General features: G+C 49.5%; 10 protein-coding genes and 2 pseudogenes. 6 read left to right on the top strand and 6 right to left on the bottom strand.

Annotated features, from left to right (window positions below; genetic code table 11):
* Both PsAD5_RS28140 and PsAD5_RS11505 read left to right on the top strand, forming a co-directional pair.
* Positions 1-251, top strand: a 251-nt coding sequence (locus PsAD5_RS28140) for a hypothetical protein (protein WP_206599728.1), incomplete at its 5' end; no start/stop codon positions are given.
* On the top strand, positions 251-943 hold the full coding sequence (locus PsAD5_RS11505; RefSeq protein ID WP_063292210.1) for a helix-turn-helix domain-containing protein: 693 nt from the start codon (positions 251-253) through the stop codon (positions 941-943). The genes PsAD5_RS28140 and PsAD5_RS11505, both read left to right, overlap by 1 nt.
* A 143-nt stretch (positions 944-1,086) precedes the next feature.
* On the opposite strand, the gene PsAD5_RS11500 is transcribed toward PsAD5_RS11505, so the two are convergent.
* The 6 genes and pseudogenes from PsAD5_RS11500 to PsAD5_RS11475 form a co-directional block, all read right to left on the bottom strand.
* Complete coding sequence (locus tag PsAD5_RS11500; protein ID WP_063292209.1) at positions 1,087-1,353, bottom strand: hypothetical protein; 267 nt, start codon at positions 1,351-1,353, stop codon at positions 1,087-1,089.
* 514 nt (positions 1,354-1,867) lie between these two features.
* On the bottom strand, positions 1,868-13,339 hold the full coding sequence (locus PsAD5_RS11495) for a DUF4214 domain-containing protein (RefSeq protein WP_063292208.1): 11,472 nt from the start codon (positions 13,337-13,339) through the stop codon (positions 1,868-1,870).
* A gap of 799 nt (positions 13,340-14,138) precedes the next feature.
* Positions 14,139-14,738: a recombinase family protein gene (locus PsAD5_RS11485; protein WP_063292206.1), complete on the bottom strand. Its 600-nt coding sequence runs from the start codon at positions 14,736-14,738 to the stop codon at positions 14,139-14,141.
* Between the two features lie 181 nt (positions 14,739-14,919).
* Positions 14,920-15,876, bottom strand: a complete 957-nt coding sequence (locus tag PsAD5_RS11480; protein ID WP_244272079.1) for a type II toxin-antitoxin system HipA family toxin — start codon at positions 15,874-15,876, stop codon at positions 14,920-14,922.
* 21 nt (positions 15,877-15,897) lie between these two features.
* Positions 15,898-16,137, bottom strand: a pseudogene (locus tag PsAD5_RS28495) (HipA N-terminal domain-containing protein); the annotation flags it as partial.
* Positions 16,130-16,432 (bottom strand): helix-turn-helix domain-containing protein, encoded by a 303-nt coding sequence (locus tag PsAD5_RS11475; protein WP_063292204.1) that lies wholly within the window; start codon positions 16,430-16,432, stop codon positions 16,130-16,132. The pseudogene PsAD5_RS28495 and the gene PsAD5_RS11475, both read right to left, overlap by 8 nt.
* 116 nt (positions 16,433-16,548) lie before the next feature.
* Here PsAD5_RS11475 and PsAD5_RS28030 point away from each other — a divergent pair.
* From PsAD5_RS28030 to PsAD5_RS11460, 4 genes and pseudogenes are all read left to right on the top strand, one after another.
* A pseudogene (locus PsAD5_RS28030) lies at positions 16,549-16,760 on the top strand (Tn3 family transposase); the annotation flags it as partial.
* Entirely contained in the window at positions 16,752-17,159 is a 408-nt protein-coding gene (locus PsAD5_RS11470; RefSeq protein WP_446737483.1) for a recombinase family protein, read from the top strand. The pseudogene PsAD5_RS28030 and the gene PsAD5_RS11470, both read left to right, overlap by 9 nt.
* Before the next feature lie 280 nt (positions 17,160-17,439).
* Positions 17,440-18,114, top strand: coding sequence for a hypothetical protein (locus tag PsAD5_RS11465; protein WP_063292203.1), 675 nt, complete (start codon positions 17,440-17,442; stop codon positions 18,112-18,114).
* Positions 18,111-19,006: hypothetical protein (locus tag PsAD5_RS11460; RefSeq protein ID WP_153041370.1), on the top strand; the 896-nt coding region annotated here is incomplete at its 3' end. The genes PsAD5_RS11465 and PsAD5_RS11460, both read left to right, overlap by 4 nt.

The following is a 19,006-nucleotide window of genomic DNA, read 5'->3' as shown; positions in this document are numbered from 1 at the left end:
CTCACCAAAAAAAAGTGTCAAACCTTGAGAAAGCTGAGCGAATACTCAGTTTATTATCTAGTAATTTCAACAAGATAAGTGGTGCCCGGAGGCGGATTCGAACCACCGACACGCGGATTTTCAATCCTGAACTCTTGTATAATTTTCAATGGCTTAGATCCGTAAAAAACGTCAAACCGCTATTTAAACGTCAAATAACTGGGCGAATTTTGTCAAAGGTTTCTCGCCTGCTGAAGTGGGGGAGGAAATGATGGGTGGCTCAACTGGTAAGATACAGCATTGTAACAGCCTAGCCATCCAATACAGCGACAAAGCTGTTTGGATTAGCAAGCTGTGCCGGGATCATAACTTCTCAGCATCGGAAAAGGTCGTGGGGATCGCGCTGTGCGACTATTTTAACACTAAGATTGGAGATGCCTGGCCAAGTATCTCTCGCCTTGAAGAGGATGCAGGCACCAGCAGAAGAACTGTGATCCGAGCTCTAAAAAAACTAGAACAAGCCGGATACCTCAAAGCCCAACGTGCACGTGGGCGCGGGCAAAGCAATCTCTATGCATTTTGTCATGCTGGGGAAGAAAAGAGTGACAGCAAAGCACCTGTGGTAGCACCAAACTCTCTGAGCAAACATCGTTGCAGTGACAAAAAAGACCAAAAAACGTGCCAAAATGAGCAGTTAAAGGGTGACGTCAGAGCACCACGAAATAAAGATAAATATACAAATAATAATACAGGCGAGCTTCAATCAGTATCATCTAGCGCAAAAGCAGCAGCAATGCAGATACTCAATCAAACATCCAAGTTTATCTCAGTATCAGACCCACTCTTTGAGGTTCTTTGTAAGACCTCAAAGAGAAAGGTCTTGTCTCAGAAACTCTTAAAATATGACGGAGAGACAGGCCATTGGTTCTTGAAAGAGGAAGTTGCAAAAAAAGGCAACGATTAGGGCGTAGCCAAGCAACACTCCATCATTGAATGCCCTTCTCAGTGCTTTGGTTACCTCAACAGCCACATGCTAAAAAGGCCTGAGAAGCTCACGCTTCCCAAGCCAGAATATTCCTTAAGAGGCAAGCCTCTCATCATTCCAACTTACTTGCTTTTAGAGATTTCCAGTGCACAGGGATCAAGCAGCTCTGAAATCTTCTCACCGCTTTCCTGCACATCATTGATGTGATTGCGCACAGTATCAAACAGCGTCAGTAACGCTTCATACTCCTGCGTGTGCTCCATTCGTTCACTCATCACCACGCTCATTGAATAGACTAGGTTTTTGAGGTGATTGCTTGATAAGCGAAGCTGATCCACTTCATTGCGAAGGGACGTATGGGCACTTTTCTCTTTTCCAGTGTCAGTCATCAGTAAGCCCTCTCTACTGGCTAGTTGAACAAACCGCTCAGCAGAAGACTTTCGACAACCCACTGGCGAGCGGGAGGTTCGAAACCTGGTAGAGTCAGGCGGGTTTATTCCCCCGCAAAGGGTATTGTATTCACCGCCCTCCCGCCCATAAGCGAGAGTTTGCGTTTGAAGACCTAACTTCAGACACAAAAAAACCGCCAAACAAAACGGCAGCGGTGACCGCTCTACGAGGTTTCGAAGCCCCGCAAGAACCATGCGATGGATTGTTTAAACTGTCAATGAGATGAAGGTGAAAAATCCTATAAACCCATAGAATTAGCGGGGTTAGAACATGAGAACAACAACATGAACATAAACACCAAGCCTCCGCAAACCCCACACAAGCGCAAGCCCTGCCCTGCTGAACTCCCCGTAAGACGACGAAGGGCTGAGAAGGACCCGAAGATGGTAAAACTGGTTTTGAAGGAAACGAAGCTACGCTCATGCAACTAAGACGAGCGTAGCCTTTACTCAACTAGACAAACTGGAAATCATCAGCGTGAAGTTCTGACTTTGACACATTATTCAAAGTAACTGAGTTGTAGTCATCGAGTTTGATCACAACACTACTTCCCTCATCGCTTGCCGCAGCAACTACGGCATCGAAGTCTGCAAAAACCTCGCTGTCGAACCAGATCGTATCGCTGGAACCAGCACCTACTACAAAGTCGGTGATAGTGTCATTACCAAAACGGGTGCCGCCAAACACGAAGACATCAGAGCCGATGCCGCCGGTCAATGTGTCATTGCCACCGTGGTAGGCAATGGGACCATTAACACCAGGCCCACCAGCAAGCTGAGCACCATCGATTGTGGCAGATCCAATCAAAGTATCATTCCCTGCACCACCGGTAAGAGTGTCATTACCACCAAAACCGGTGATTACATTATCCTGATTATCCCCGATAATGACATCATCTAGATAGGTACCACGAATGTTCTCTACGCTTGTTAGAGTGTCACCATCAGCTGATCCAGAATATGTTGTTTCTGCTAGATTAACTTGGATGCCGTCTGAGTGCCCCCGATAGTCTGCAGTATCAACTCCAGAACCGCCATTCAAGACATCATCTCCACTTCCACCGATCAGGATGTCGTTGCCAACTCCACCATACAACTCATCGTCATAAAGCCCACCATCTAGAATATCATCCCCTTCGCCACCATAGAGTTTATCCTTTGATTCTGTAATAGCTCGATGGTTCGCTGTGATCGACCTTCTATAAGGGTCGGTAATTGCAGCATAATCACCAATGATCTTGTCATTGCCAGCACGGCCATGTAGCTCGTCGTTTCCTAGAAGTCCTTCTGGATTTTCATGTAAATGATGGGATCCATAGATAACATCGGAAGCAGCAGAGCCATAAACTTGGCCAACACCATAAAGTTCTACTCGCCCATCATCACGAACAGCGATTTTGCTAAACACACTGCCATCGGCAAATTCAAAACGCTCGATATGCTCACCGAGATCAGCAACAAGCAGTGATCCATTTAGATCACCTTGGGACCATGCAAACTGAAGCATCTGACCGTAAGACTCATTATCTTGTATTTGAACGGATACATCGCTCAAAGAAAGATCTTTAAAGACAATACGATCATCCCCCCAGCCAGATTTTTCTGCTGATGAAGTCAGTGCAACAACCTGGTTTTCCTGCTTGTAGATATAGGTGTCATCGCCTTCTTGCCCTTTCAGGTGCTGCCACCAGCCTCCGTAGCTACCAGCTTCAAGCGTATCGTTACCCTTCCCAGCATAAATCAGACTGCTTGCAGAACCACCTTTGATTATGTCGTCCCCATCAGTCCCATAGAGCTCCAACCGTCCATCATCACGGGCAACGATTTTACCAACCACAGTCCCGTCAGCAAACTCAAAACGTTCGATATATTCACCCATTTGAGCAACGCGCAATTGGCCTTGTTCTCCATTCTTATTCCATTGGAACTTCAGAACTAAGCCATTACTATCGCTATATTGTTGCGTGCCGATAGTGAAATCAGACAGATTGAGGTCAGTGAACCTAACAATGTCAGTGCCGTCATTCGCTCCTTCGCTAGCACTAATCATCGTATTGCCGCCACCAAAACCATACAGGTAGGTATCATCACCGCTATACCCGAATAGATGCTGCCAATCATCAGCTCCTCGGCCTGCGCTCAAAACATCAGCGCCTGTGGTTCCATAAATGAAGTCATCTTCATCAGAGCCAATAACATAAGCTCCGCTAGCTGCATCTGCTCCAAATAACTTTAGGCGTCCATCATCACGGATCTCAATTTTATCAAGTACAGTCCCATCAGCAAACTCAAAGTGCTCGATGTGCTGGCCCATATCAGACAGGTGCAGGGAACCAATCTGCCCATCCTTGTTCCATGTTAGTTTTAAGATCTCGCCATAATTTTCGTGGGTATAGGAACTAAGCTGCAGGTCTTTGAGGGACAGATCCTTAAAGCGAACAGTATCCGTGCCACTACCTGACCATTCTCCACTTTGGGTAATTGCGACCACACCATCATCAGCCCCAATCAGATAGGTGTCGTCGCCTTCCTGACCGCGTAAGTGCTGCCAATGTTCAGTATGCCCACCAGCATCCAGAGTATCGTTGCCATCGCCAGCATAAATCAGATTGCTCGCAGAACCACCTTTGATTATGTCGTCCCCATCAGTCCCATGGAGCTCTACTCGACCGTCATCACGGGCAACAATCTTGCTAACCACAGTCCCATCAGCAAACTCAAAGCGCTCAATGTGCTGGCCCATGTTGGCGATACGCAGCTGCCCACTGTCACCTCCATCAGACCAACCAAACTTCAGAGCAGTGCCCTGAGCGCTTGTCGAGCTGTACTCATGTGTTCCTATCCGAAGGTCACTCAGTGAAAGATCTGTAAAACGAACCGTGTCGGTTCCATCCCCTTCACCTTCATGAGCATTGATCAGAACAGCCCCATGCCCTTTGCCATAAAGATAAGTATCATTGCCGCTAAATCCAGCAATGTGCTGCCACCCTCCGGCACCTAATCCAGCACTCAATGTATCGTTACCATCACTGCCATTGACGAAGTCATCGTAGGCGGAGCCAAGGATAACATTGTCTTGGTCAGCAAAACCGCGAAGCTTTAGCTGGCCGCTTTCAAGAAGCTCAATACTGCTCAATATGGTTCCATCAGCGAACTCAAAGCGCTCGATGTGCTGGCCCATGTTGGCGATACGCAGCTGGCCTTGTTCTCCATTCTTATTCCATTGGAACTTCAAAACTAAGCCATTGCTATCGCTATATTGTTGCGTGTCGATAGTGAAATCAGACAGGTTGAGGTCAGTGAACCTAACAATGTCAGTACCATCATTAGCACCTTCGCTAGCACTAATCATCGCATTGCCACCACCAAAACCATACAGGTAGGTGTCATCACCACTATACCCGTATAGATGCTGCCAATCATCAGCTCCTCGGCCTGCGCTTAAAACATCTGCACCAGTGGTCCCATAAATGAAGTCATCTTCATCAGAGCCAACAACATAAGCTCCAGTTTCCCCATATAGCTTCAACCGACCATCATCGCAGATCTCAATTTTGCTCACCACACTTCCATCAGCGAACTCAAAGCGCTTGATTGGTGAAGTAGTGTTTGTCCAATTCTTGATCGTGAGAACGTCAGCAATTTCATTGAGAGGTTGGTCCCGGTTTTCCGCATCCATCAGATAGATCTGAAGATCACCGTTCTCATTCCTCATCTTTAGATCAGCAAGCGTGATACCATCTGCAAACTGGATTTTGTCCATACTGCCGGAAGTATCAAGTATGGTATCGTGACCAAAGCCGCGCATGAAGACGTAAGTGTCATCGCTAGCACCACCTTCGATCACATCATTCCCATCTCTTGCGATCAATAAATCTTTGCCACTACCGCCTTTAATGGTCTGATTTTCAATTATTTTCTTGATTTCTCCAAGTTCTAACTCATATCCATCAGCAAATCTCAATGTATCGATGCGGTTAGCATACTCAGGTAAACCAAACGGACTCGCTTGAGCACTGGAAGATCCACCTCCTCCAAAAAGGTTGCCAACAGTATACGTTGTCTTCGTATTCCAGTTTTTGATACGAATGCTGTCGGAGAGATCGGCAAGAGCAGCATCTGGATTATCTGGGTCCAGCACATAGATGACCAGATCTTTGCCTTCAGTGCGTAGTGTGATCTCATCGAGCTTGAGGTCCGTCAGGATGAGGAGGTCGTTCGTACCACCGTAATCGTAGATGGTGTCTTTGCCATCTCCGTGGGAATAGATGTAAGTGTCATCTCCTGTGCCGCCTTGCAGGTTGTCATCTCCAACGCCTCCAACCAGAAGATCATTATGACCACCACCCCTGAGCGTGTCATTGCCTTCGCCACCAAAGAGGCTGTCATAACCATCTCCGCCCTCAAGCGTGTCATTGCCCTCGCGGCCAATCAGGAAGTCACTGCCATCCTTGCCTTTGAGGGTCTCATTTCCAGCTGCCCCTTCAATCCAATCATGCCCACTTGAGGCTGAGACAGTAGCGCCCTCAGCAGCTTTCCGGAAGCTACTCGAAAAACGAGATAGTGGTACTGAGACGCCTGAGGCAAATTGCAAGCTTTCAATCCGGTAGGAGGCTTTATCCCAATCCTTAATCCGAATAACATTTTCCACCTCACTGAGAGGTTGATCCTGATTATCGCTTGGCAAGATATAGATCAGCAGATCATCACCACTTCTTTTCAAGGTGATGTCTTCAAGCTCAATGTCATCGCTTAAGCGTATTACATCAGTAGCAATTTCTGCCTGAGAGGGGGTAAATAAAGTTCTCCCGGACGAAGATCCTCTGGAGGTAAAGCCAGAAAATACAGAAACTCCGAAAACGGTCCCTGAAGTGGACGGTTCACCGCTTGCATCCTTGATTGTGTCTTTGCCATCCCCTCTGCTGAAGAGATAGGCGTCTGCGCCTTTGCCGCCTTCAAGGAGGTCATCTCCCTTACCACCAGCCAGAGTGTCATTCCCATTTTCGGCTTTTAGGGTGTCATTTCCCTCACCGCCAAGCAGGATGTCATTTTTGTCACTGCCTGTGATGGTGTCATCACCCTTGCCGCCAAAGGTCGCCTCTTGAGTTGAGACATGAATGGTGTCATCGGTATCATCTCCAATGAGCACTCTCATGTCGTTGGTGGAGATGTTCAGCCCTTCCACGCCAAAGGATGCAGTCAGGTCTTTCTCTTGTCGAACCGGAAGCAGGAAGACATCTGGATTTTCAGTTGCACTATGGCCATTTCCAGTCACCTGATGTTCAACAGACAGAGCAAGATCGGCCAAAAGCTGCGCACGTGTGAGCGTTCCAAAAGTCATCTCATCCAGATACTCACTCAGCTCAGCCAGTTCCGGCGTACGGCCAAGGGTATTTTGGAAGGCTCTTGCGACAAACCCAGCATTGCTTAACGTGCCATAGCGGGTTTGATACTCATCAGAGGTCAAAAGAGCTTCTGCCAGAGCAATTGCATCCAGCTGGCCATCCTCAAGATAGCGAATAAGGACCTCAATTTCAGATGTGTTCATCTCCCGATCCAGCACACTGTCATAAACCTGAGCGGCCTCATAAAGCATCCTGGCCTTAGCTTGCTCATCCAGACGGTGAACCGTTGTTGTTGTCGATCCTGATATGGTCTCGCTGATCTGCCAGGTTTCCATGCCATGGCTATCAATAGTGTGACTCACTTTGATGTTTGTATCGCTGGCTGAGGCAGCAACGCCGTTATCCCAAGTGTAGCTGCCATCATTCAGTACTGAACGTGAGATGGTTTGAGTTACACCATCACGCACAATCGTCGAGGTCAGTCCATCAGAAGAAGTTGAGGTCACCGCTGTCTTAAAGACGCTGCCATTCTTGGCATATCCAGTCTCGGTTAGGGTTTGGCTGCCATCTGCCAGCGTCTTGGTGACTTCTGTCTTGTCTTTCCTGCCATCTCCATCAAAGTCATAGGTCTTTGAGATGGTTCTGCCATCAGAACTGGTGGTCTGCTTATAGCTTGAACGCAGCGTTCCATCTTCATAGCGATCCGCGCTGGTGAAGGTGGAGCTGCCATCAGAATGCAAGACTGTTTCATCAGTGACTGTTACATCAATCTCACCATCCCCGTCAGAGTCGATGCTGGTGGTCGACGTCAAGCCATTGGCCGATGTTATGGTTGTGCTGGAATGGCGCAGGTCTTCTGCATATTTTTCCTCAAACACTCGGATCTGATTGCCAGAGGCATCAAAAGAGATGGTGGTTGTTCGGGTGATCTCTGCTGTACCATCGCCATCCAAATCAAATGCATAGCTTTGCTCTGTGCCATTGGCCGACATAGTCCGGGTTACAGAAGAAGCTGTTGATCCGTCTTCAGCAAGTTCGGTGTAAGTGGTGGTCTCAGTCTTGCTCAGATCAATGTGAGTGACAATCTTCTGATCGATGTCACCATCTCCATCCAGATCAACACTGGTTGTTTTGGTACGCTCATCTGCACTGATCACCGTCTTTGTTGTGCGCAGCACATCTGCATTGTCAGCAAGAAGAGACACACTAGAGGTGCTGCCCCCAGAGGCACCGCGCACAAGGTGTGCTGTGCGATTGGTGCTGCCGTCGCCATCAAAGTCCGTACTCTGTGTAACCTCCAGTCCATCCCCACTGGTTGTTTCAGTAGAGCTGCTGGTCGTCGTACCACTGGCGTCCTTGGTGGTTGAAGCTGTCGCGACTGTGCCGTCATTGGAGAAGGTGGTTACCTGTGTGGTCTGTCTCTCATAGGCCCCATCCCCATTGCGATCTATAAGCGAGGTTTGCGTCAGTCCATCACCAGAAATCTGAGAGCTTTCCCGCGCCAGCAAACCACCTTGACTATTTTGGTGGGTCACGGTGCGGGTCTGTGTTCCATCAGCTGCATAGGCAGTGACATCATCCAGAGTGCGGTCCGTAGCCCCATCTCCATCCAGATCCAGATTAAAGGAGGTCTCCAGACCATTACCATTTTGCGTTTTGGCCATCTTGGAGAGCAAAGTGCCATTGTCAGAATAAGTGGAAGTTGTTGTGACCGTACCACCATCATCTCTGAGCGTTGTTGTACTCACCTCATCGTGATGACCATTGCCATCAACATCGACCTGATGCATGCGGAGCCGGCCATCTCCACTGACACTGTCCAGCGTTCTGGACAGCAGTGAACCATCAAAGGACGTCACATTGGTAAGTGTGCTTTGGCCGCCATCTGCTGCAAGGATGGTTGTCGAGGTCTGTGAACGGTCGTTTTGACCATCTCCATCCCTGTCGTCCAGGCGCATAGAGGATAGCCCATCATCGCTTTGTGTGACAAAGCTGCGGCTCCAAAACGTACCATCCTGCCCTTTATGGGTCGTGATGCTGGTCTGGGAACCATCGGCATTCAGGCTGCGATCTGTTTGTGAGGCGCTCTCATAAACACCATCACCATCCCGGTCTGTTTGAGTAATACTCTTCAGGCCATTGGCACTGGTCTCAGTCCGGTTCTGACTTTGTACAGATCCATCTGCGGCTAACTGCTGGGTTACGCTCTTAGCAACACCATCCTCTGCAATCGTTTGTGTGGTGATCTGATCAGCCTGACCATCACCATTCACATCGACTTCGCTTGAACGGTAGCGTTCATTGTCTGAGACTGTTTCAACAGAACGAGTGCGCAGCGCACCAGAACCGTCGCGCAGCTCAACTGTGGTGACAAGGGACCCATCTGCCTGAAGCTCTGCTACTGTTGTTTTGATAAGGTCGTAGGTGCCATCACCATCCGCATCTGTTTTAACAACAGAGCTTAACTCATCATCGCTGAGGGTCGCCTGTGTGCGGCTCAGGAGCGATCCATTATCAGAGCGGGTTTCAGACGTGCGAACGGTGCTGCCATCTGCTTTAAGCACAGTGGTGTCCTGAACACTGCGCTCAAAAGTACCATCACCATCATCATCCGTTTGCGTGACGCTCTGAAGTCTGTCATCACTGACGCTTAGCGTGCTTTGGCTGCGCAAAGAGCCATCTGCATTGCGGGTTTCCTGTACGGTGGTTTTGCTGCCATCTGCATTCAGTGTTGTTACACTTGTAACCGTCACATCGGCAGATAAATCACCATCCAGATCTCTTGCAACGCTTGTGGTCAGACCATTGGCACTGCTGGTGGTCAGTGTTTGTCCAAGCGCCGTGCCATCATTGGCATAAGAGGTTTCCTGAAGGCTGACGGAACCGTCTGTCTGTTCCGTGCGAATGGAAACTGCATCATTATTGCCATCGCCATCCAGATCAGTTCTGGTGGTCTTCACGCGCCGGTCTGCGCTTTCGTCCACGACCTGTTTTGAGATCAGGCTGCCATCACCGGCATAGTCTGAACGGGTCTGACGTGTACCGCCATCGGATTCCTTTGCCAGAACCTCAACAGTGCGGGCATCGATCTGACCGTCCCCATCTACGTCAGTGGTTGTGGTAACACTCAAACCATCAGCACTGGTGCTGACCTTTGCCTGAGAACGCAGCGAGCCGTCAGAATTGCGCGTGGTGACGGTTCGCGTTGAGTTGCCGCCTCCATCGGTACTGGTGATGTCTTGAACAGAAACATCCGTATCACCATCCCCGTCACGGTCTGTGTGCGTGGTGGTCCGCAGACCGTCGGCACTGGTGGTGGCGACCGTCTTTGCGTTCACAGAACCATCCGCATTACGGGTCCAGCTTGTGGCAATTCGATCCTGAGTTGTAGAGCTGGACACGACTGAAGACACAACCTCGTTTGCCTCAAGGCTCCCATTCTGGTTGAGGTCCACAAAGGTCTGTTGGCTGACCTTGTCTGCGCCCAGTGTTTCCCGGGTCATAGAGCGCACAGACCCGTCCGCGTTGGTCTGCGTAACCACCTGCTCACGGCTGCCATCTGCGGCAATCGTGGTGGTATCGACGATGGTCAGATCAATGTCGCCATCGCCATCCTGATCCGCTGTTGTGGTCCTGGTCAGCGCATCAGCAGATTGAACGGTTGTCGTTGAACTGCGCAGGGAACCATCACCATTCTTAACGGTGAGTTCTGAGGTCGTCTGGCCATCTGCTGCAACCGTAATTGACAGCTCTTCACGGGTGTCCGTGTCACCATCTCCGTCCAGATCCCGCTCAACCACTTTTGTGCGGCCATCTGCGCTGACATCTTCTTTCACGTGTGAGCGCAGTGAGCCATCCTGATTGGTAATCGCAATCGTCTCGGACCGGCTGTCATCACCGTTTACGGTTACACTGTGGGTCTCGTTGGTATCAGCGGACCCGTCACCATCCTGATCGTGCCCATCAACACGCACGGTTCCATCGCTGGAGACCGTTTCGCTGCGAGAGGTGATTACAGATCCATCCTTAGCCAAAGCACTGATGGTAATGACCTGGCTGCCGTCACTTTGCGTCGCCCGCACTTCGCGTTGGTCAAACCAGCCACCGCCTGTCATATCGCGTTCAATGGTCAGGGTGTTCCCATCTGCGCTGGTTGTGGTCTGAATGCGACTGCGCAGGACAGCACTGGCTATATCGCTGCCAGCAAAATTGCTCTCTGTTTGAGTACGGCTGCCATCAGAACCAACCACCGTTACAATACTCTGGATCCGGTTCGTGACCCCATCCCCATTGTCATCATAGCGGTTGGTGAGGACAAGTCCGTCTGCATCGGTGACAGAGTGGATTTCATAGGCCTTGCTGCCGTCACTCTCATAGGCCGTCGCAATCAGCGTGCGTGCGCCAGCGCCATCAATACTCTCTACCTGTTCCACCCGATAACCCATGTCGGATGCAGCAAGCTTCATGTCGCCCACTGTGCCTGTGGTTCCATCAGACCAGGTAAAGGTGGTTTGCCCGGCGATCACAGAACCATCGCTAAGCTCAATATTCGTCGCATCCGCCGTCAGGTTGATCTGCGTAATCCCAAGCTCGGTCAATGTTTTGACGCTGGTGGACCCGTCCGCATTGGTCACCAGCAGCTTGAACTTGGCAAAGGCAGCATCCTCTGCACTCAGGACACCATCGCCATTGCTGTCAAACACAGAGGCCAGCGCTTCCATGTCGCTGGTGGCTGTTGGATCCCACTCGGTGAACACAAACTGGCGTTTTTCGGTGATGGCATCGCGGCCATCGGGATCATAAAACAGCACCCCATCGCCACTGGCCGCCCAGGCCGTGCGATGCTCCAGACCATCCCCGCCTGCATCCATGAAGATGGTCGACTGATCCAGCCGCGTCACCTGAATGCCATTGCCATCAAGATCAAGAATAACCGGATCAACAAACTTGTTGTGCACCCTGAAGCCTGCGGCCACATAAGTGTGCAGCTCGGCTACTGTGAAGTTGTAGACCGTATGACGGCCTTCAACTTCCGCAATCCGTTCAATGGTATGGAGCGAACCATCAGCTCGAACGATCTGATCTCCAACCCGAAGCTCGGCAACAGGTCGGAAACTGCCATCAGCCAGCAAGAACGGATGCTCGGAGGTGACCTGCACACCATCTACATCCAGAACCTGCTTCTTGCCATGGACAAACAGATCAGTAACTTCGCACGGCTCAAGCGCACCAAGACCATCAAAGGCCATCACCTGATCTTCAAGACCAACCTGCTCAATCGGCTTGGCAGAGCCATCTGCCATCAGGATCAGCGTACCGGCAACAAAACATGTGCCTCGGTCTACACTGCCAACATCATCAGGGCTGGAGTGAGAACCGGAAGTTGAACTACCACCACCCGCATCGGAATCACCATAACTACTGCTGTGGTCATCCGAACGACCGTGATCATCTCCGCCATCAGAGCCACCGTAGTTCGGTTCGGGTCTTCCTGATTTCTCGTTATTGCGTCCCGAAGAATTGTTGCCGGAGTTGTTGGAGTATCCGCCAGAGCCTACCCCGTTATAGCCCTCACCAGTATAGCCCCCACCAAAGTAATCTGAAGCTCCACTTGAGGAAGAGTTTTCCTGCGCAGTACTGGTGTTTTGGTCTGAACCTGAGGAGGCGGTGCCACCACCAGCATCGGAGTCACCATAAGAGCTGCCACCGTCGCCACCATACGAGGTATGATTATCAAAAGACGGGTTCTTTGGCAGATCATAGATTGAACCTAATGGATCATAGAGATTGGGAACTGAGGGGACTTGATTATTGGAGTGCTGAGCACTCGACTGGCTGCCGGGCTGATAACCGAGGCCAGTAGACACGACCCCCTTTATGGTTTCTGCAGATTTATCCAGATTATCGACAAACTCCCTAAGATTTTCGATAGCATCAGCATCAGAGAATGGTGAACTTGGAGCCGGCGCAGGAAAATAAGCATCTTCAAACACCTTAATAGCACGAGATAAAGCAATAGTTGTTGCTAACGTACCATAAATATAGTCGGTAAATGGGTTGTAAGTTTCAATATTTTTTGCAGTATATGACATATGTGCTGCATATACGTCTAATATTTCTTTGGCTGCCATGGTTGACGCAAGTAAAGCGTACGCATTGCTATCAATAGCATCAGGCGCTAAAGCTTCGACAGCAGTTTCCATACCAAAGCCTGCTACAACACCATATACGGTACCAACGATAGCACCGCCTACAGCTTGGCCCGCAGCACCACCAACTTTTCCTAAGTTTGCGCCAAGGGACACTCCACTCGGGATAGCTCTCGAAGCCGCCTCCCATCCCCATGCTGCTCCGGCAGCCTGTACAGCTCCTCCTTTTACCCCGTCTTGTGCGAACCCGGAAGCCACTTCCATAGCTTCAAAAGCGACAAAAGTACTCGCCCCTAACTTTCCAAATACATTGAAAGTTGTCGTGCCCGGCCAGTTTTGCTTAATAGCTTCGTCTTGAACTGTCCAAATAGCGCCACCAACAGTTCCGGCCCCATCGATGCCACCAACTTTGCTGTCTTTAAAACCACTCATTTCGGAACCTCTGAACTCTTTTATTTGGAACTCAAGATACTAAAAGCAGACATTGAAGCGATAGCCCAAGTAGTTGCATGCACCATGTAAATAACTACATAAGTAATTAACGTGGGATCATCTATTATGTATTCATTAAATGGATAATATCCATCATAGAATAGCGGGAAAGCAAAGCCTACGACAGAAGATATAGATGATATTACTATTGATTTATCATCGAGCCCATAAACATTGCGAAAATTGCACTTCTCGAGAATTATTGGAGAAACAACGATAAAAAAAACAAGCCACAACAGGAAGAAAGTAATAGTATACGACTCTACGAGCTGAATATGCTTAAGTGAATCAAATGTAATGTATACAGCAAAAAAATAAGCGCAAAATGGCATAAATATGGCACCTGCTATACTTGCATATTGCATTCTTATTTCACATTTATTCATTTCTATTTTACTTTCACGGGGCATCATTAAAGCTGCTCATAGCGGAGAGATAAGACTGTCATAGGATTTTGGGAACGCTAAAAGCGTCATCAATCTTTGATTTCGTTTGCTTGAGAAAAGTATCGTTCTGAGTTTCCCTCAGCACTGCGATCACCTTCGCCTATTCGTACCCATATTGTTCTTATTCCCATGGATATATTTATCGTTTCTCGCAGAAACATATATCAGGGGGGCTGGTAAGAAAATCAAAAGCTATTCATCTTCATAGAAGCTGTCTCACAAGGCAACGCAGCTCTAAAAGAAGATTTACTGGACCCTGTTTGGAAGTTGATGCTTGTTAGCGTGAAATTATTTCACTTCTCATACTCATCTTCAGCATTGCTGCTATCCTTCAACCGCATAATGGTCTGTCGGCTGACGCCATGTTTTCGGGCAGTAGCTGAGATATTCATACCGTTCTCCAGATCCAGAAGGGCTTCTTGTTTCTGCCGAGATGACAAGCGCTGTGGCCTGCCGAGAGATTTACCCTCAGCCTTAGCCCGCCGCAGACCTGATTGCGTACGCTCCACTAGAAGATCGCGTTCAAACTGCGCCACCGCATTGATCACATGCATGGTCATCTTGCCTGCGGAACTGGCCAGATCAATCCCACCCAGAGCCAGACAGTGAATCCGAACGTCCGCATCTGCCAATTGCTGCACTGTGGCGCTGACATCCATGGCATCGCGGCCAAGTCGATCCAGCTTGGTGACCACCAGAACGTCTCCAATCTCCAGCCGGTCCATAAGACGAGTAAATCCCGGACGGCGAGACATGGGCATGCTTCCAGATATGGTCTCACTGATGATGCGATGCGGCTTAACCGCAAACCCAGCAGCTTCGATCTCCTGGATCTGGTTCTCGTTGGTCTGGCCGGTTGTGGAGACACGTGCATAGGCAAAGGTGCGTGACATAGAGGCAGTTCCGTCCAAAATAGATGTCCGAAACTATAAACCTGTCCATAATGCAGTCAATATAATATTTGAACAGGCATTGGGGCCCTGTCCGCAAACCACCGTTTTCGGACACTTTATTGATAATAAAAGATAAACTGCTTAGCATACGTCTATGAGCTAAACTTGTTCTAGCCCTTGATTACCAGACCAAATCCGTTTCCTCGTGCTCGAAGGCTGATACCATCTCCTTGATTTCCCGCTCTGGTGCTCCTAAAGCATGAGCGACTTCCCTCCAAGTCTTTGTGGCCTTGGCCACTTCCGCAATGATGCGATCGGCATCTTTAACCTCGAGGAGGTAATCCTCGTGCTGAGCACGGTGCAGTTCGATGCTGGCATCTGGATTGTCGTCGTTCACGTAGCTCTTGAGCACGCGCGGTTGGTTCGGGACCGGGTTGATGTCGTATGCTGGTGAGAGGTGCCAGCCGCCCTTCCCGCGAAGAAATCCGTGATTTCGCATGTGGTCATCGAGGTTTGTCACAAGGATGGAAAAGGCGACCCGCCTGTAAAGTTCCTCGCGATCCATGTCCGGGGTTACGCTTTCCGAGGTGATCACGTCAGCTAGGTCTAGGTAGCTGTAGCTTTCCCCGTCCCGCCCGTTCAGCATGGCCATCGCCGAGATGAACGGGATCCTGCCCTCTTCGTTCCGATCAAACCGGCGGGACAAAAAGACAGGTTTGTCGCCAGCCATTTCGAGGGTGTGATCTGCAACTGAAATCTTGGCTCGCCGGGCTATCTCCATCGTTATAGCTTCCCAACGCTCGACGCAGTAGCTGTCCGTCTCCTTCGGAAATTTCGCTACAGAAAGACGTCCGTGCTGATCTAGGATACTGGCCTTCGGCCGTGCACCGCCCAGAGAGCTTCCTGGAACGAAGAGCATTCTGAGGTCTTCGGCGGTCTCTTCCCCACGAAGAACACGCTGAGATGCTTGGAGCAGATCCCCGAGACTGAGCAACGCGGGCACGCCTATCCCCTCACGCGCTTGGAACTCGTCATCAACCTTGTACCTTAGCGCGCCCAATCGGGTCTCGTCGTTTACGCCCAAGAGGTAGTCGGTTTCTTGCAGCGTCCTCGGACGTCGTTCCTCCGCTTCGGCCATCCGCCCCTCATAGCGCCGCATGACGGTTCGGCCCCACGTGTCTGGGGAGGAGTCCCCAAGCGGCGCGAGCATGTCCTGCCCTGCTTCTGGCACGAACTGCCCCGGGCCTAGCGGCATTTCCGGGGACAAGCCAAAGGCATTTTCGTAAGCGAGCCAGTCTTCATGATAAGTGAAGGACACCCGCTCCCGGCCCCGCCCCGCAGTCCGGTGTAGCGTGCCGATCCGGTGCAAACCCTTCCAATCGATCCAAATCTCAACCATTCTTCAGCCTCGCCCGCTGGGGAAGCCCATCGAGAGACATCTGGTCACCGACTAGGTCGTCGAGTTGCCCCCACCCTTTCAGGAGGCCAAGTGCCTGTAACACCGCCGCATAGGTGCCTATCTTGACTGCTGGATCCCCATCCTCGACCTTGGCCACAGTCTGCCGGGTTGTTCCGGCGCGCTGCGCGATGATCTCGGCCGTCAGCTTTCGACGCAGCCGCGCGATGCGAATGTTTTCCCCGAGGGTCATTAGCTCTTTGCGCGCTGCCCGGGGGATTTTGACTGCAGTAGCCATAATGTTACCTCTAGAGAACATAAATGCCTATAATGTTATATTGAAATGACATTATGATCAATGCGTTGCTTTTGGCAATATAGGATCTGCGCTTCGCAGTACTTAGGAGAGCACCCAAAAGTGTGGGGATCAACGAAGCTCTGGCCATCGTGCTTCAAGCGCAATCCAAACTTCCCATGGCAGAACATGGGGTAAAGGACAGACCTCGTCCAGTGACGGGCAGTTTTTCCCAACTACGCGTCAGGGGGAAGCGATGAACTTCATCAATGCCAAATACAACCCCATGCCCATGTCTCGCCGTCCAGGATTTACTCATCTTATGGACCGGCTGGAGATTGGAGACGTTCTAGTGGTCACCAAGCTGGACCGACTTGGCCGCGATGCCATGGATGTCAGCGCCACAGTGCAGCAGTTGGCAGATGCGGGTGTTCGGGTTCACTGTCTGGCTCTGGGTGGGATTGATCTAGCCAGCTCTGCAGGCAAAATGACCATGCATGTGATCAATGCAGTTGCCCAGTTTGAGCGAGATCTTCTGGTAGAGCGCACGCAATCAGGTCTGCAGCGGGCTAAGGCTGAGGGTAAATCTCTCGGCAGGCCACAGCGCTTGTCATCTCAGCAAAAAGAGAAAGCGCTGTTAGAACTGGACAGTGGTCTGAGTATCTCAGCCACTGCTAGAAAACATGGCGTAAGCCGACAAACCATCATGCGGCTCCGAGATACGCGATGAAAGGTGGAGTATTATGACTGAAGGATGATAGTACTTTTCTTGCCTGAGTACATTGTGGTGAACTCTGGCCTATTATGCTGGGCGAAATAAACCTGTGGTCCCAGTATCAACAATCCTCAGCTTTTAGTTTTCTTGTCGCTTGAACTCTTTATGCTCTCTACATGTTAAAAGCTTGTGGCGCGTGTTTGGTATGGGGTGTCCGAAACGATATGAGCACGAAGTTTCATAGAACAAAATAGATTCAATAAGCAAAAACACGTCTGGCTGATGAGGGTAATCGATGCGGAGTTTATGTTTTTTCCTTCTAGCTTTTCTTTCAATGGGGGCATTTGCACCAGAAGCAAAGGAAAGCCTAGAGGTATTTAACCAACACCAGAACTTTGACCAAGTGCCTAAATGTGGCGCACACTCAGAGTTTCTAGAAGGAAAAGATATAGTCAAGCCAATAAATTGTAATTCAATTGCAGTATTTCAGATAGAAAATAGCGATCTACCGACATCTGAATACCTAACAAAACTCTACATCTTTGCAGGTAAAGAGACTGCGCTTGGAGCAGCTGCGTTAGCAGCTCGCACAATATTATACACTAATCCAATCACAGCCTTTTCCTCCGCAGAGTTAGCTAGTCGGCGTATAACAATTACATTATCTGAATCTGGTGATGTAGAGAGAGCTGTTCTTTATTCGCACTTATTCTTCGAAGTTAAACGCGAGATTCTGCAGTCTCTTTGTCGAGAAGATGCAATGTGTGATGAAATTTCTGTCTTTCAAGGCCTTGGCGATAGTTTTGGATCTCAGTTTAAATATATCGACAATGAAAAACCCATTTCTGTCTTAGTTTGTCTTCTGAAGATGGACTCATATCTTGAACCAGTACGAAATATATTAAGAAGCCCTAGATTCAAACATTGCTTAGTTGCGCATAAATTACTAGGGGAGGGGGATGAACAATGACACCTAAATTTAGGCTTTCTGATGGGCTTCAGCTACCCAATGCTAGTAGCTTGAGTGCTCCTTTATCTCCAGCTCTCGCAACAATAAAGTCCGCTGCCCCATTGGCCCGAATTTTAGATATTACTGGACATGCTGACCAGCTCGTCGCAAAAGACTTACAAGACAGCTATTATCCGAACCTATCAGTTAGAGAGATTAGCAATACTGTCAGCACTTATGTGATCGATAGATATCTAGCAGGCCACAAGAACTTTAGCCCCTCCGTCGGAGCATCTTCGTTATCTTTAGATCTGGAAGATCCAGCAGCTCATCCGGTTTTGTATGATCATCTCGAAGAATTGAATAGAGATGATATTCAAAATACGCGTCGTTTAGCGGTTGATCCTCATTCAGTCATTACGATATCAACAAAACTTGTTGGTGGGCTGCCTGTCCCTTTGCCTAATGGTGACATAACCTATGTTATGGATCCAAGCCTGACCATCCCAGTAGGTTCTCCGCTTTGGGAAGATCAGTCCCCTAGTATTGTTCCCCACTCCAATACATTTAATGCGGGTATCCCGGTGACAATCGGCCTGCCGGAGGCCGTTGCTCCAGTAGGAGGGGTCGGGAACCTTTATTTAGATCCCAATGCTTTGAATGCAGGCACTCCAGTGTCAATTGGTTTACCTAAATCTTTAGGGAAGGTTGGTAACGTATATCATGATCCTAATGCTCTGAATGCCGGAATACCGCCAACAATAGTTTCTCGCCCACCGCTTCCTAGCGATCCGACAGATCAATTATATCATGATTTGGATGAAGCGGCTTCGTCAGGTTCTGATCGTAATACTAACAGTGCCCACCAAAGAAGCACATCGTCATATTGGAATGAGGATGGAACTGGATCGTC

The sequence above is a fragment of the Pseudovibrio sp. Ad5 genome (genome assembly GCF_001623095.1).
Classification (GTDB): Bacteria; Pseudomonadota; Alphaproteobacteria; order Rhizobiales; family Stappiaceae; genus Pseudovibrio.
Note: the sequence above shows the minus strand (reverse complement) of the source record. Positions and strands in the feature narration are given on the sequence as shown.